This window comes from Mycobacterium numidiamassiliense (assembly GCF_900157365.1).
In the GTDB taxonomy this organism is placed as follows: Bacteria; Actinomycetota; Actinomycetes; order Mycobacteriales; family Mycobacteriaceae; genus Mycobacterium; species Mycobacterium numidiamassiliense.
Genome location: NZ_FUEZ01000003.1, coordinates 810599 through 824025 on the forward strand (window position 1 = coordinate 810599; position 13427 = coordinate 824025).

A 13427-nucleotide genomic window follows, 5' to 3' on the forward strand; every position below is an offset into this window, starting at 1 on the left:
CATGCCCGGCTGTCATTACGCACAGCGCACGTTAAGGAGCCGTCCGTAGATTCGATTTCATGGCACGCACAGACGATGACACCTGGGACCTCAGCAACAGCGTGGGAGCGACCGCGACCGGCGTAGCGGTCGGGCGCGCGCTGGCCAGCCGGGGACCCAACCCCCTGATCTCCGACCCCTTCGCCGAGCCGTTGGTCCGCGCGGTCGGCGTGAATTTCTTCACCCGTCTCGCCAGCGGCGAACTGGATCCCGCGCATGTCGACGACAACGGCGACTTCGGCATGCAGCGCATGGGCGCCATGATGGGCGTGCGCACCCGGTTTTTCGACGAGTTCTTCCTGGCCGCGGCTGACGCGGGCATCCGCCAGGCGGTGATTTTGGCCTCGGGGTTGGATGCGCGGGCCTACCGACTGCCCTGGCCCGCCGGAACCACGGTCTTCGAGATCGACCAGGCGAAGGTCATCGAGTTCAAAACCTCGACGCTGACCGAACTCGGCGCCGCCCCCACCGCCGATCGGCGGGCCGTCCCGGTCGATCTTCGCCACGACTGGCCGGCCGCGCTGCGCGCCGCGGGCTATGACCCCGCCCAGCCGACCGCGTGGAGCGCCGAGGGCCTACTGCCGTTCTTGCCGCCCGATGCTCAGGATCGGTTGCTGGACAACATCTCTGCGCTAAGCCCGGCGGGAAGTCAGTTGGCCACCGAGAACTTGCAGGGCGCCGGTGACGCCGTGCAGACGATGGCCGATCGGATGCGTGAGGTCACCGACCAGTGGCGAGACCACGGCTTCGACATCGAGATGACCGACCTGTGGTACGCCGGTGACCGCAACGACGTGGTCGAGTATCTGGACACCCACGGCTGGGCGACGACCGCCACCAGTGTGCCGGAATTGGCTGGCGCCTATGGTCTTTCGTTGCCGGCCGTCACCGGTGACCGCACGGCGACACTCGCCTCGCTGCACTACGTCACCGCTATCCGGAACTAGACGCGGCGCGATCGAGCCCGAGACCTTCCGCGGCGTCGAACGCCCTGATCATCCACTCGCTCATCGCCGCGGCCAGCACGGCGCGGTTCTCGCGCTTGATGATGCCGTGTCCGTCGTTGCCGAACAGCAGATAGCGCACCTCGCGACCGAGTTCGCGTAGTGCGTCGACGATTTGTTCTGATTCGCTGACCGGCACATTGGTGTCGTGGGCCCCATGCACCACCAACAAAGGCGCTACCAGCGCGTGGGCCCGCAGCAGGGGTGACAACGACTCGAGCAGTTCGCGGTCGCCGATGGGATGCCCGTATTCGGGATACGCGGAGTCGGCGATCCAGGGTTCGGTGTTGCGGTAGAACGTGCTCAGGTCGCTCATCCCGCAGATGCTGATGCCCGCCGCGAACAGACCGGGATAAAACGTCAGGGACGCCAGCGTCAGGTAGCCGCCGTACGACCAGCCCGCGCATGCGATGCGATGCGGCTCGGCGAGGCCGTTGTCCACCAGGAAGCGCGCACAGTCGGCGACATCGTCGATGGCGGCGAACCGCTTTTCCTTGTCGTCGGCGTGCACGAATGTTCGCCCAAAACCCCCGGAGCCGCGGACATTTGGCGTGATCACACTGATCCCGTCTTCGACCAGCCGCGAGAAGATGTCGTTGTATCCGGGCCGCGCCTGCCCTTCCGGACCACCGTGCAGGAAAATGGCCGCGCCCGCCGAGGCGCCGGCGTTGATCGGGCGGTACAGCCAGGCGTTCAGGCTCAGCCCGTCGCGCGCCGTAATAGTCAGCGACTCGGCGAAGATGCCGGGGATCGCCGCACCCTGCTCACGTTCGGTGTCGATGCGCTGCCATTCCCGCGCACGCGGGTCGACCAACTCCACGGTTCGCGGCAAGTCTGGCCCCTCGACGGTCATCGCGACCATCGAACCGCCCGCACTGATGGACAGCTCGCTGGCGACCGGCCCGGGCAGCGGAATCGGCTCGGACAGCGTGTAATCGGTGTACTCGAGAATCTGTAACTCACTGCGCCCCTGCAGGTTCCACAGCAATGCGACAGTGGATAGGTCGTCACTGACGGCGAACTCGGCGAGCTCACAGTCGGGGCGCTCGGCCACCACGAAATACGTGATGCCGTCCAGCGTGACCGTCACTTCCAGCAGCCGGGCGTACTCACAGCCGTTGTCGCTGCGGATCAGCGCCCGCACGTATCCGTCGGCACCGGTCCCCGGGTAGTACAGCTTGGTCTGCTCACCGGTGAGCCCGAAGCGCAGGCGTCGGGGCTGGTGGTCGTCGAGGATGATGCCTTCGGCGGTCGTGGAGCCGGGATCTGAAGGGAGCAAACCTATTTCGGTCTGTCCGAACATCATGATCATTTCGTGGTAGCCGCGCGGCCCCACCCTGATCAGCGCCGCCCCGGCCCAGGCGTCGACCAGTCGGCCACCGGAGCGGCGGTCCAGCACGGTGTGACGGCCGTCGGCCGGATCGATCAGGCACGACCGCCCCACCCCGTCCTCGCCGGTCAGGATCGCCGCCACCAGGGTGCCGTCCCACGCGATGAGCTCGGCGGTCCCGGCCTCTTCGTGGTCGATGCGCCGGGCCATGCGGTCATCGGGATCGGTGGTGACGACCCAGATTTGGCTGCGCGATCCGCTCCCGTCGAGCGCCACCTCGCACGCGAGCCACTGACCGTCCGCGGAGTGGATGACGCGGGAGACCGGACCCTCGACCGGAAGCTCCACATCCCGCGAAGAGGTGGCCCGCCAGCCTCGCAAGAAGCGCTGGACCGCCCGGGGATAGCCGCCGTCCTCGACAAGGTGAGCGAACGCGGTGGCGTCAGGGGACAGCGACGCGCCGTAGAGCTCGCGCACCTGGTGCCCCATTACCTCAGCCCTCCATGCTCTGCAGCGACATCCCGAGTACCGCGACACTGCGTGAGAACCGTGTGTGGACCAATACGCCGACGTGGCGTGGTCCGGTCGATTGCTTCCGACGGTAGCAGCGCTTTGGGTGCGACCTCGACCACACCCTCGCCCCGCGCAGGAGGGCGTGTGTCAGGTTGCCCGCTGGCGGGAAAAAACTCGCTGGACAGTGCCTTTGATCCTCGCCGGGTTCCACGGTGGACGTTTACGTTCTTGGGCCATCGGGTAGAAGCAGAGGCCGATGAGGAGTGAGGCGAAGTGACCGATCGCGGTGAAGTTCAGCTCCACACGGTCCATCGTGATCAGCGGAAACCCGAAGATGACGAACAGTACCCCGATATAGCCCCAGCGCCACGGCCGCGCGATGTGGTACGTGAGCACAGCCATCAGGCCGACGAGGAAGTAGCTGACCCCGATATCGCGGGCATGAACCAGCCTTTCCGATGCGTCGTGTTTTTCGATCGCAAAGTAGAGGATGCCTTCGCTGATATAGGTGGCGAGAATGTGGGCGGTCAATCCCACAGTGAGCCAACGCAAGTGGCCAAGCCAGTGTTCGGCCGGCGCAAGAAACAACGTGAACAACAGCAGGTACGGCTCCAGGCTCCGGCCGTCGATCCACAGCAGGCTGGAGAACAGCACGTCGAGTGGATCTCTGCCGAGTTCGTGAATGTTGGTGGAACGGTGCATCAGCATCGAGTGCAATTGCCGCCCGGGAAGTTCATTTTGGACGACCGTGGTGATCGTCAGGACGAGCAGCCAGCCGTAGGTCAGGGGCGCGCCGCTGACAAAATGCACGATCGCGAGCGCCATGCCGCGCACCCGCCTCGCCACCGGTCCATCCGCCACGGCGTCCACCTTCGCATGCTTGACGTCGCTCCGCGCTCGTTCGGCAAACGTGTCAGGTCGGCTTGGCCGGTTCGGGCTTCAGATGCAGCCACCAGCAATAGATGTAAAGCACCATCGAGATCACCAGCACGACGATCACCCAGAGCACGATCGTCACATCAATCCAGCATCCGGATGGCGGCGCGTCGGGAAGCGCGGTGCGCAGCGGCATGATCGCAAACAGCATTGCCGCATACCACGTCGTCATCGGCGGCTGGAATCGTCGCCGGCCGCGAACCGTCTGGAACGCCACGAAGAAGGCCAAGGCGGCCAGCGCGATGAATACGCCGAGGATGAGCACACCGAACGCCACCGTGCTGGGCGATCGGTACAAGATCAGCTGGTAGGGACTGTGCTCACCCGTGCCGAGGTGATTGACCTGGATTTTCCAGCCGAGCAGCCGGTCGACCAACGTAATTGTCACCGGTTGGGCTATCTGGTCGGCGCCGGAAAATACTGCGATATCGATCGGACCCGTGTGGTAGCGATCGAAGGGCCAATTAGCGACGTCGCCGTCGAGTGCCCCCGAGATGCGGACGACATCGACCACGGTGCCCTTCCGCCAGGTCCGCTTGCCGGTCGTCAACACCGACGAGGCCACCAGGGTGAAGTCTTCCTTGAGGGCATGGGTTAGCGGATCCAACATCTGCGGCGCGGGTGTGATGTTGAGGTTGGCCTGAAGCAGGCTGCTTTTCGACTGAATTTCTTCGACGTCGACAGTCACCTCAGTCCAGTCGGCCGATTTCGGGCCGATTCCGCTGATTTCACGCGCGTGACCCATACCGCTCTGCGCGTACAAGACGATCGAAGTGACGTAGGCACCGATGAAAAGCACAAGACCAAAGACTCCCAGCCTCATGCGCATGGGCTACTCCACGGTGACGGACTTGGCCAGATTCCGTGGCTTGTCGACGTCGTAACCGCGCGCCTGCGCCACCGACGCCGCGAATACCTGCAGCGGGATGGTCGACAGCAGAGGCTGCAAAAGCGTTGACACCGAGGGTATTTCGATCAAGTGATCGGCATAGGGGCGCACTGTGTCGTCGCCCTCCTCAGCAATCACGATGGTCACCGCGCCACGAGTCTGAATCTCACGGATGTTGGACATCAGCTTCGCGTGCAGTGTAGCCGAGCCCTTGGGTGACGGCATGACGACGATGACCGGCAGACCGTCTTCGATCAATGCGATCGGTCCGTGTTTGAGTTCGCCGGCGGCGAAGCCCTCGGCGTGCATGTAGGCCAGTTCCTTGAGCTTGAGCGCACCCTCCAGCGCCACGGGATAACCGACATGGCGGCCCAGGAACAGCACGGTCGAGGATTTGGCGAACCGATTAGCCAGGGCGGCCACGGGTTCGATGTTCGCGAGCACCCGGGCCACCAGGTCCGGCATCGCTTCCAGCTCACGGTATTCGCGCTCGACCTCGTCCGGGTACTTGGTGCCGCGGGCCTGCGCCAGCGCAAGGCCGACCAGGTAGTTGGCGGTGATCTGGGCCAGGAACGTCTTGGTCGAGGCCACGCCGATCTCCGGCCCGGCGCGGGTGTAGAGCACTGCGTCGCACTCGCGCGGGATCTGCGAGCCGTTGGTGTTGCAGATCGCCAAGACCTTGGCCTTTTGCGCCTTGGCGTGCCGTACCGCTTCCAGGGTGTCCGCGGTTTCACCGGACTGGGAGATCGCCACCACCAGCGTGCTGCGGTCCAAAACCGGGTCCCGGTAGCGGAATTCGCTGGCGAGCTCCACTTCTACCGGAAGCCGCGTCCAGTGCTCGATCGCATACTTCGCCAGCAGCCCGGAGTGGTATGCGGTGCCGCAGGCGACCACGAACACCTTGTCGACCTCGCGCAGCTCCTGGTCGCTCAACCGCTGTTCGTCCAGCACGATCCGGCCGTCGACGAAATGGCCGAGCAGGGTATCGCCGACCGCGGCGGGCTGCTCGGCGATCTCTTTGAGCATGAAGTACTCGTAGCCACCCTTCTCGGCGGCGGCCAGGTCCCAATCAATATGGAACTCGCGGTATTCGACGTCTTCGTTGCCGTCGAAGTCGGTGATGCGGTAGCTGTCGGCGGTGAGCACCACGCATTGATCCTGGCCGAGTTCGACGGCCTCGCGGGTGTGCGGGATGAACGCGGCCACATCGGAGGCGACGAACATCTCGCCGTCACCGATGCCGACCACCAGCGGGGTCGACCGGCGGGCGGCCACGATGGTGCCGGGGGCATCGGCATTGGCGAACACCAGCGTGAAATGGCCCTCGAGCCGGCGCAGCACGGACAGCACGGACGCGGGGAAATCACCGGCCGTCTCGCCGTGGCGGTACGCCTGTGCGACCAGGTGTACGGCGACCTCGGTGTCGGTGTCGCTGGCAAACTCCACGCCGGCCTGCTCCAGCTCGTGACGCAGGACGACGTAGTTCTCGATGATGCCGTTGTGGACGACCGCGATCTTGCCGGCGGCGTCGCGATGCGGGTGGGCGTTGCGGTCGGTGGGGCGCCCGTGGGTGGCCCAGCGGGTGTGGCCGACGCCGGTGGTGCCGTCCAGCGAGCCCGGCGGCATCTCGGCGATCGCCCGCTCCAGGTTGTCCAGCCGGCCGGCGCGGCGACATACGGTAAGTCTGCCGCTCCCATCGACCAGCGCGATGCCCGACGAGTCGTAGCCGCGGTACTCCATCCGGCGCAGCGCGTCCACGACGACGCGGCAGGCAGGGGCCTGCCCGACGTAGCCGACGATTCCGCACATTCTGACCAGAATAATGCAGCCGGACCCGCGGCCTGACGACCCGCGATGCCGGTGGCGTGCTGAAACGGCGCCGAGCGTGCGCTCAGGGCGGGATTTGCCCCAAATTGTCGCCCTGAGCACACGGCCGGGGCCGAAGGGGTTGCGCTAACGTCGACGGGTGGCCCGCATCCGCAAACTTGTCGCCGCCCTCAGCCGCCGTGGACCGCACAAGGTTTTGCGGGGTGACCTGGCCTTTGCCGGGCTGCCGGGGGTGGTCTACACCCCCGAAGCCGGGCTGAATCTGCCCGGCGTGGCGTTCGGGCACGACTGGCTGTCCGGTTCCGCCCGCTATTCGGGTCTGCTGGAGCATCTGGCGTCGTGGGGCATCGTGGCCGGCGCCCCCGACACCGAGCGGGGCCTGGCGCCGTCGGTGCTCACCCTGGCCTCCGACCTGGGCACCGCCCTGGACATCGTCGCGGGCGTGCGGCTGGGGCCGGGCAAGATCAGCGTGCACCACGCCAAGCTCGGCGTGATCGGGCACGGTTTCGGGGCCTCGGCCGCCGTGTTCGCCGCGGCCGGCATGCCGAGCAGGCTGGCCGCGGCGGTCTCGATGTTTCCGGCCGTCACCAGTCCCCCGGCCGAGCAGCCGGCCGCGACGCTGAAGGTGCCGGGGTTGATCCTGACCGCGTCCGGCGATCCCAAGACGCTGAATTCCAACGCGCTGGCGCTGGCGCGAGCGTGGCAGACGGCCACTCTCCGCATCGTCAGCAAAGCCCAACCGGGCGGCTTGGTGGAGGGCCGGCGGCTCACGCAGGCGATCGGGCTGCCCGGCCCGCATCGCCGCACCCAGCGATCGGTTCGGGCGCTGGTGACCGGCTACCTGCTCTACACGCTCGGCGGCGACAAGACCTATCGGGAGTTCGCCGATCCGGACGTGCATCTGCCCAAGACCGACCGGCCCGACCCCGAGGCCGAACCGATCGCGTTGGAAGACAAGATCGTCGCGCTGCTGAAGTAGCGGTCAGCGCCGGGTGAACCGGACGACGTCCTGCCAGATATTGCCTTGTGTATCAAGGAATTCGAAGCCAGCGGGCTCAGCGAGACGACGCAGCTCCGCGACACTGAGCCGGTCGGGGTCGGGGAAGCGCTCGGCGAATATCAGTAGTCCACCGGGCTTGAGCACGCGGTGCACCGACGCCAGGCATGCCGCCTTGTCCGGAACCTCACCGATCACCGCGGAGAGGAAAGCCCGGTCAAAGGTGTTGTCGGCGAAGGGAAGTCCTTCGCTTGCCTCGCCGGAGTGAAAGCCTACGTTGCGGCATCCGGCGCCTTCAAGCTTGCGCCGGGCCTTGTCGAGCATTTCGGGTTGCAGGTCGAACTGTTCGAGCCGGCCGTCGGGAATCCGGCGAGCGATCTCGACGCTGAAAAGTCCCGGCCCGGGTCCCAGTTCCAGAACACATTCCGACCCGGTCAGGTCAAGCTGCTCGGCGACGCGCGGAGGATTCGACAGCGCGCGGTGGACCGGACTGTCGAGCATGAATGCCAGCTGGTGCGGGAAGTACGGTGTCGTGCGCCGCATTACCTGCTTGGTGAAAGTGTCCAAAAGTGTGGTGGGCATCGTCGCTCCTTTCGCTCGTCATGACGAGGCGCGTCATTGATACGAGCTAAACGTGCGCGACCACTGATGTCTACTGCAAAAACCGCACATATACTTTGCGCGAGATGCAACTCTGGTGGGGCGGTGTGTGGTGAGCGACAACCTCGATCTGAACCTGCTGCGGGTCTTCGACGCGTTGATGGACACCGGCAGTGTGTCGGGAGCCGCTGAGCGCCTGCATCTTTCAGTGCCCGCGACCAGCCGGGCCCTCGGCCGGCTGCGCCGCGCGATGGACGACCCGATCATGGTGCGGGCCGGGCGCGGACTCGTGCCGACGCCGTTCGCACTGCGATCGGCGGGGCGGGTCAGGGCACTGCTGGAAGGCGCGGCCGAGCTTCTGACGGACACCTCCGAGGGCGAACCGCCCACGTGGCGGCGGTCGTTCACGGTGCGCATCAACGACGGCCTGGCTCCGGTGTTGGCGCCCCGGCTGATCGGTCGCATCGCGGGCGAAGCCCCTGGCATCCGTCTTCGCTTCGTGCCCGACGACTCGGACCATCCCGACGCGCTGCGCAACGGATCCATCGACCTCGACATCGGCCTGGCCGAGCCACCCGCCCCCGATGTCAAGGTTGCGGCGTTGTACAGCGAACGGTATGTCGCGGTGGTGTCCGCGCACTCGCGATTGGGGCGCGCCCGCCGGCTGACCGTCGAGCAGTTCTGCCGCTATCCGCAGATCGCCCCGGCGCGAGCCCGCGCTCCGAGCTTGATCGACGATGCGCTGGAACGGATGGGGCGCTCGCGTCGGGTCATCGCCGTCGTCTCCACCCACGCGGTCGCCGCCCTGCTCGCGCTCGAAGACGATGTCATCGCCCTGGTCCCGGGCGTCCTCGCGCGACACCTGGTCGATCGTCAGGTTCCGGTGCGATGGCACGAGATTCCGCTCGACTTGCCCATGGTGACAGTCGAATTGAGGTGGCACCGACGCCTCGACGGGGATCGCCCGTCGCGATGGTTGCGGGACCACATCATGGCGGCGGCATCCCTGGGCCAACCGGCGACTCCGTCGGGCGGCGCCCACTAGCGCCCAGCCGCGGAGCGCATTGGTCGGCGTGGTATCTGTCGTGGATGAGAATCGGGATCGCTCTGGATTATTCGGGCGGCTTCAAAGAGGGCGTGGACCGCATCGTCGAGCTCGAGAAGGTCGGCATCGACATCGCGGTGGTGGCCGAGGCGTATTCCTTCGATGCCGTCAGCCAGCTCGGCTATCTGGCAGCCAAGACCAGCACCGTCGAGCTGGCCTCGGGGGTGTTCCCCATCTATATCCGCACACCGTCGCTGCTGGCGATGACCGCCGCGGGTTTGGACTTCGTGTCCGACGGCCGCTTCCGTCTCGGAATCGGCACGTCCGGGCCACAGGTGATGGAGGGATTCCACGGCGTCGCGTTCGACGCCCCGATCGGTCGCACCCGCGAGATCGTGGAGATCTGCCGAAAGGTGTGGCGCCGGGAGCGGGTGCAATACGACGGCAAGTACTATCAGCTGCCGTTGCCCGCGGAGCGTGGGACAGGGCTGGGCAAGCCGCTGCAACTCATCAATCATCCTGTGCGCGAGCGTATTCCGATTACGATCGCGGCCCTGGGCCCACAGAACGTCGAGCTCACCGCCGAGATCGCCGAGGGCTGGCAGCCGGTCTTCTTCCATCCCGAGAAGGCACACACCGTATGGGGTGAGGCGCTGGCCGCCGGTAAGGCCAAGCGGGATCCCGCGCTGGGGCCGCTGGACATCATGGTGCACGCGTCAGTGGCCATCGGCGACAACGTCGAGGAGCGGCTGGCCTGGGTCAAGCCGCAGCTGGCGCTCTATATCGGCGGCATGGGCGCCAAGGGCCGCAACTTCTATCACAACCTGGCGACACGTTACGGCTACGGCGAGGTCGCGGACCGCATCCAGGAGCTGTACCTGTCCGGCCACAAGCGTGAGGCGATCGACTTGGTGCCCGACGAATTGGTGCGCGCGATGTCGCTCGTCGGCCCGCGTGGTTTCGTCGCCGAACGCCTGGCCGCCTTCGCCGAGGCCGGGGTGACCACGCTATTGGCAAGCCCTGCCGCGACCGACACGGGCGAAGCCCTGCGCTTCGTCGAGGAGGTGCTGGCGCTGCGGCCCGCCTGAGCCCATCACTGCCCTGCTTGCGGAAGCTGTTCTGCGGCAATCTCACACGGCGTTGACCCGCTGACCGGTGGCGCGGGTTCCCCGGCCGGCGCGGCGGCAGGAGCAGGCACGTCAAGCGCCGCCCCATCCGGCGGTGGCGGCGTGTCGACGGGCGGCGTCGGGGCATCGACGGGGGGCGGTACGTCGGCAGGCGGGGGGTCGTCGACCGGTCGGGCCTCCTGTGCATCGTCAGCGCCTTCGTGGACATCTTCAGTGCCATCGTCATCGTGCTCGTCGTCGGGGCGGAAGGGATCGTCGTCAGCTGTGGTGTCATCGAAGGGATCCTTGCCATCCGAGGAATCGTCGAGCCCCGCCGGATCGCTGCGCCCGTCGGCCGCCGAACCCAGCAGGCCGGTCATCGCGTCGACAATGCGGCCGGCGAGCCCGCCCAGTCCGCCCAGGCCCGACCCGGCACCCATGTCCCCCAGACCGCCGAGACCTCCCGCGCCGGCGGGGAGGGCCGAGGCGTCACCGAGCGCGGACCCCACGTCCGGAGTCGGCGCTGCGGGCAGGGCCCGCGCGCGTGGGTGGGGGGGTTGCTTCCTCCGCGGCCCTGTCGCGCGCCGCCCCACACCGGGGCCCGGGAGGGGGGGGCCGCCGCCCCCCCCGCCCCCTCCGACCCCGCGGGGGTTTTGGGCCCTGGCTGCCCCCCCCCGCCGGCGACGCACCGGGCACCTCCGGCGACGCCGGCAGTGGTGGCAAGCCAGGTCCAAGATCGCCCGGGGATTCGAAGTGGACGGCAGGCACGGCTGCCATCCTGTCGATGACCATGTCGTAGGACGTCGCGAAATTGGCCTGCGAAGAACGCATCACCGCCAGCCAGTCGTTGCGAATATCGTTGTCCACGTAGGGCATTACCTGTTGGCCGACGATCTGCTCGGCCGTCGAACCCGGCGCCGTTCCGCTTGTCGCCTCGGCCGCGGCGGCCAGCCACACCGCCCGCTTCGCCTGGGTTCGGTCGTCGATGGCGATGGTGGTCGCGACCTTCGCGTCGAGCAGATACCACAGGTTGTCGCGCAGCGACTCGCACCGCTGGGCGGCGGCACGCACCTCGGTGGCCACCATGTTCGCGGCATCACAATGGCGCTGCAGAAACCGGTCCGCGGCCTCACCGCCGGGCCCCGTCCAGGCCGCTGCCAGCTGGGTGGCTTGGGCCCGTTGAATGCGCAGGCCCTCGGCGATCGCGTCGCCCGCTGCCCGCAGCTCTGCACAGTCGCGGTCCAGCGCCAGAAGGTCAAGGCCGTCTTCGCTGCCGAACCACTCGCGGATTTGCGAAGGGCGCGAAGTCAATTCGGGGTTCGCGTAGCCGAGCGCCTGGCACGCCCGTACGTAGGTCTGCGTGTGCTCGACGGCAACGCTGGCCTCGGCGAGCCGCTGGGTCGCATCCAACCGGTCGGCCACGGTCAGGCGATCCGTGCGGCGGCATACAGCTCGGCATCGGCGTAGCGGTCGGCGCCGGCACGAAGAGCGTCGGCGATGTCGACCGAAGCCCGCGACCACTGAGTCAACAGCGTTGCCAGCCGCTCCAGCTCGTTGCGTAACGCGTCACCACGCGCGGTGTACGCCCGGCCCGCGTTCGCGCCGCTGAAACTCAGCCGCGCCAGGTGATCGCCCACCGCGGCGTTGATGAGTTCGGCTGCGGCGCTGAACTGGTCGGCAACCCGGTGTACTGCAGCGACGTCGACCCCGGTAGAGCCGGAGGTGGTGTGTCGTGCTCGACTTTCGAATCTCATGCCTAATCCGACGCCGAACCTGGCGCCGGGGTTCCAGCAAGACGATCAGCGCTGGTCGCTGACCACCGCGGCGACTTGATTGGCCACCTGCTGCGCGACGTCTTCTTCGGGCGCCTCCACCATGACGCGAATCATCGGCTCAGTTCCCGAGGGGCGCAACAGGATTCGGCCGGTATCGCCCAATTCGGCCTCGGCCGCCTCGACGGCGGTCCGCACCGAGGGCGCGGCGGCGGCGGTGGCCTTGTCGGCGACCTCGACATTGATCAGCACCTGCGGCATCGGCCGCATGGTCGAGGCGAGCTCGGCCAACGACGATCCGGTTTGCACCATACGTGTCATCAATCGCAGGCCGGTGACAATGCCGTCGCCGGTGGAGCCCAACGCGGGCAGCACGATGTGGCCGGACTGCTCGCCGCCCAGGCTGTAGTCGCCCGAACGCAGCTCCTCGAGGACGTAGCGGTCGCCAACTCCGGTGGTGCGCACCGTAACTCCAGCCGAGCGCATCGCCAGGTGCAGCCCGAGGTTGCTCATCACCGTGGTCACCAGCGTGTTGGAATTGAGCTCACCGGCCTCTTGCATGGCGAGCGCGAGTACGACCATGATCGCGTCGCCGTCGACGAGTTCGCCGGTGGCGTCCAGCGCCAGGCAGCGGTCGGCGTCCCCGTCGTGGGCCAGGCCGAGGTCGGCGCCGTGGGCGAGCACCGCGGCGCGCAGCGAATCCAGGTGGGTGGACCCGCAGTTGTCGTTGATGTTGAGGCCGTTGGGTTCGGCGTTGATCTCGATGACCTGCGCACCGGCGGCGCGGTAGGCGCGCGGCGCCGCCGAGAAGGCCGCGCCGTGGGCGCAGTCGACGACGACGGTCAGGCCGTGCAGCCGTAGCGTGCCGGCCCTGCTCACGTGGTGCAGGTAGCGCTCGGCGGCATCCTCGGCGTTGATCACCCGGCCGATCTCGGCACCCACCGGGCGCAACCCCGGGCCGGCCGCGACCAGATCCTCGATCTGGTCTTCGGTGCCGTCGTCGAGTTTGTGGCCGCCCGGGCCGAAGATCTTGATGCCGTTATCGGGCATCGGGTTGTGCGACGCCGAGATCATCACGCCGAAGTCGGCGTCGTAGGCGCGGGTCAGGTAGGCCACCGCCGGGGTGGGCAGCACGCCGACGCGCAGCGCGTCAACGCCTTCACTGGTCAGCCCGGCGATCACCGCGGCCTGCAGCATTTCGCCGCTGGCACGCGGATCGCGGCCGATCACGGCGACCCGTCGACCCGGTTTCCGGGCATCCGCGAGCCTGCGCGCCGCGGCGGAACCAAGCGCCAACGCCAGCTCAGCGGTCAATTCGCGATTGGCGACTCCGCGGACACCATCGGTGCCGAATAGTCGACCCATCGAA

At 67.3% G+C, this 13427-nt stretch carries 13 protein-coding genes; 4 read left to right on the forward strand and 9 right to left on the reverse strand.

All coding sequences use genetic code 11. The annotated features are described in order from the left end of the window. The first annotated feature begins 59 nt into the window (after positions 1 to 59). Positions 60 to 986, forward strand: coding sequence for a class I SAM-dependent methyltransferase (locus MNAB215_RS03620; RefSeq protein WP_077077493.1), 927 nt, complete (start codon positions 60 to 62; stop codon positions 984 to 986). Here MNAB215_RS03620 and MNAB215_RS03625 read toward each other — a convergent pair. From MNAB215_RS03625 to glmS, 4 genes are all read right to left on the reverse strand, one after another. Beyond that, on the reverse strand, positions 973 to 2862 hold the full coding sequence (locus MNAB215_RS03625; RefSeq protein ID WP_077077494.1) for an alpha/beta hydrolase family protein: 1890 nt from the start codon (positions 2860 to 2862) through the stop codon (positions 973 to 975). The genes MNAB215_RS03620 and MNAB215_RS03625 overlap by 14 nt on opposite strands. 171 nt (positions 2863 to 3033) lie before the next feature. Next, the gene (locus tag MNAB215_RS03630; RefSeq protein WP_108637564.1) at positions 3034 to 3747 is read right to left on the reverse strand and encodes a rhomboid-like protein; all 714 of its coding nucleotides are present in this window, start codon (positions 3745 to 3747) and stop codon (positions 3034 to 3036) included. Positions 3748 to 3799: 52 nt separating this feature from the next. Further along, positions 3800 to 4645 (reverse strand): DUF4436 family protein, encoded by an 846-nt coding sequence (locus tag MNAB215_RS03635; protein WP_077077495.1) that lies wholly within the window; start codon positions 4643 to 4645, stop codon positions 3800 to 3802. Between the two features lie 9 nt (positions 4646 to 4654). After that, positions 4655 to 6520, reverse strand: a complete 1866-nt coding sequence (glmS, locus tag MNAB215_RS03640; protein ID WP_077077496.1) for a glutamine--fructose-6-phosphate transaminase (isomerizing) — start codon at positions 6518 to 6520, stop codon at positions 4655 to 4657. Positions 6521 to 6677: 157 nt separating this feature from the next. On the opposite strand from glmS, the gene MNAB215_RS03645 reads away from it, so the two are divergent. Beyond that, positions 6678 to 7517 carry a dienelactone hydrolase family protein gene (locus tag MNAB215_RS03645; protein WP_077077497.1) on the forward strand — a complete coding sequence of 280 codons (840 nt, stop codon included), beginning with the start codon at positions 6678 to 6680 and terminating at the stop codon, positions 7515 to 7517. Between the two features lie 3 nt (positions 7518 to 7520). Here MNAB215_RS03645 and MNAB215_RS03650 read toward each other — a convergent pair whose 3' ends face one another. Further along, positions 7521 to 8102, reverse strand: a complete 582-nt coding sequence (locus MNAB215_RS03650; protein WP_077078390.1) for a class I SAM-dependent methyltransferase — start codon at positions 8100 to 8102, stop codon at positions 7521 to 7523. A 145-nt stretch (positions 8103 to 8247) separates the two neighbouring features. Here MNAB215_RS03650 and MNAB215_RS03655 point away from each other — a divergent pair, with 145 nt between their 5' ends. Together MNAB215_RS03655 and MNAB215_RS03660 are read left to right on the forward strand one after the other, a co-directional pair. Next, on the forward strand, positions 8248 to 9180 hold the full coding sequence (locus MNAB215_RS03655) for a LysR family transcriptional regulator (protein ID WP_077077498.1): 933 nt from the start codon (positions 8248 to 8250) through the stop codon (positions 9178 to 9180). A 44-nt stretch (positions 9181 to 9224) separates the two neighbouring features. Beyond that, positions 9225 to 10268, forward strand: coding sequence for an LLM class F420-dependent oxidoreductase (locus MNAB215_RS03660; RefSeq protein WP_077077499.1), 1044 nt, complete (start codon positions 9225 to 9227; stop codon positions 10266 to 10268). Between the two features lie 5 nt (positions 10269 to 10273). Here the strand turns inward: MNAB215_RS03660 and MNAB215_RS30005 are convergent, their stop codons facing one another. From MNAB215_RS30005 to glmM, 4 genes are read right to left on the reverse strand one after another with little or no spacing between them, the layout of a single operon-like run. Further along, positions 10274 to 10795: a hypothetical protein gene (locus MNAB215_RS30005; protein ID WP_108637527.1), complete on the reverse strand. Its 522-nt coding sequence runs from the start codon at positions 10793 to 10795 to the stop codon at positions 10274 to 10276. After that, the gene (locus MNAB215_RS29925) at positions 10776 to 11708 is read right to left on the reverse strand and encodes a hypothetical protein (protein ID WP_077077500.1); all 933 of its coding nucleotides are present in this window, start codon (positions 11706 to 11708) and stop codon (positions 10776 to 10778) included. Before MNAB215_RS29925 ends, MNAB215_RS30005 begins: the two co-directional genes overlap by 20 nt. A gap of 2 nt (positions 11709 to 11710) precedes the next feature. Further along, on the reverse strand, positions 11711 to 12040 hold the full coding sequence (locus tag MNAB215_RS03675; protein ID WP_077077501.1) for a DUF7162 family protein: 330 nt from the start codon (positions 12038 to 12040) through the stop codon (positions 11711 to 11713). 45 nt (positions 12041 to 12085) lie between these two features. Next, positions 12086 to 13423, reverse strand: a complete 1338-nt coding sequence (glmM, locus tag MNAB215_RS03680) for a phosphoglucosamine mutase (protein WP_077077502.1) — start codon at positions 13421 to 13423, stop codon at positions 12086 to 12088. Positions 13424 to 13427: the final 4 nt, after the last annotated feature.

What these genes read in the sequence shown, in the direction of transcription:
- MNAB215_RS03660 (WP_077077499.1), top strand. Translation starts at nt 9,225, where the DNA reads ATGAGAATCGGGATCGCTCTGGATTATTCGGGCGGCTTCAAAGAGGGC.
- glmS (WP_077077496.1), bottom strand. Translation starts at nt 6,520, where the DNA reads ATGTGCGGAATCGTCGGCTACGTCGGGCAGGCCCCTGCCTGCCGCGTC.
- MNAB215_RS03635 (WP_077077495.1), bottom strand. Translation starts at nt 4,645, where the DNA reads ATGAGGCTGGGAGTCTTTGGTCTTGTGCTTTTCATCGGTGCCTACGTC.
- MNAB215_RS03620 (WP_077077493.1), top strand. Translation starts at nt 60, where the DNA reads ATGGCACGCACAGACGATGACACCTGGGACCTCAGCAACAGCGTGGGA.
- MNAB215_RS03675 (WP_077077501.1), bottom strand. Translation starts at nt 12,040, where the DNA reads ATGAGATTCGAAAGTCGAGCACGACACACCACCTCCGGCTCTACCGGG.
- MNAB215_RS03625 (WP_077077494.1), bottom strand. Translation starts at nt 2,862, where the DNA reads ATGGGGCACCAGGTGCGCGAGCTCTACGGCGCGTCGCTGTCCCCTGAC.
- glmM (WP_077077502.1), bottom strand. Translation starts at nt 13,423, where the DNA reads ATGGGTCGACTATTCGGCACCGATGGTGTCCGCGGAGTCGCCAATCGC.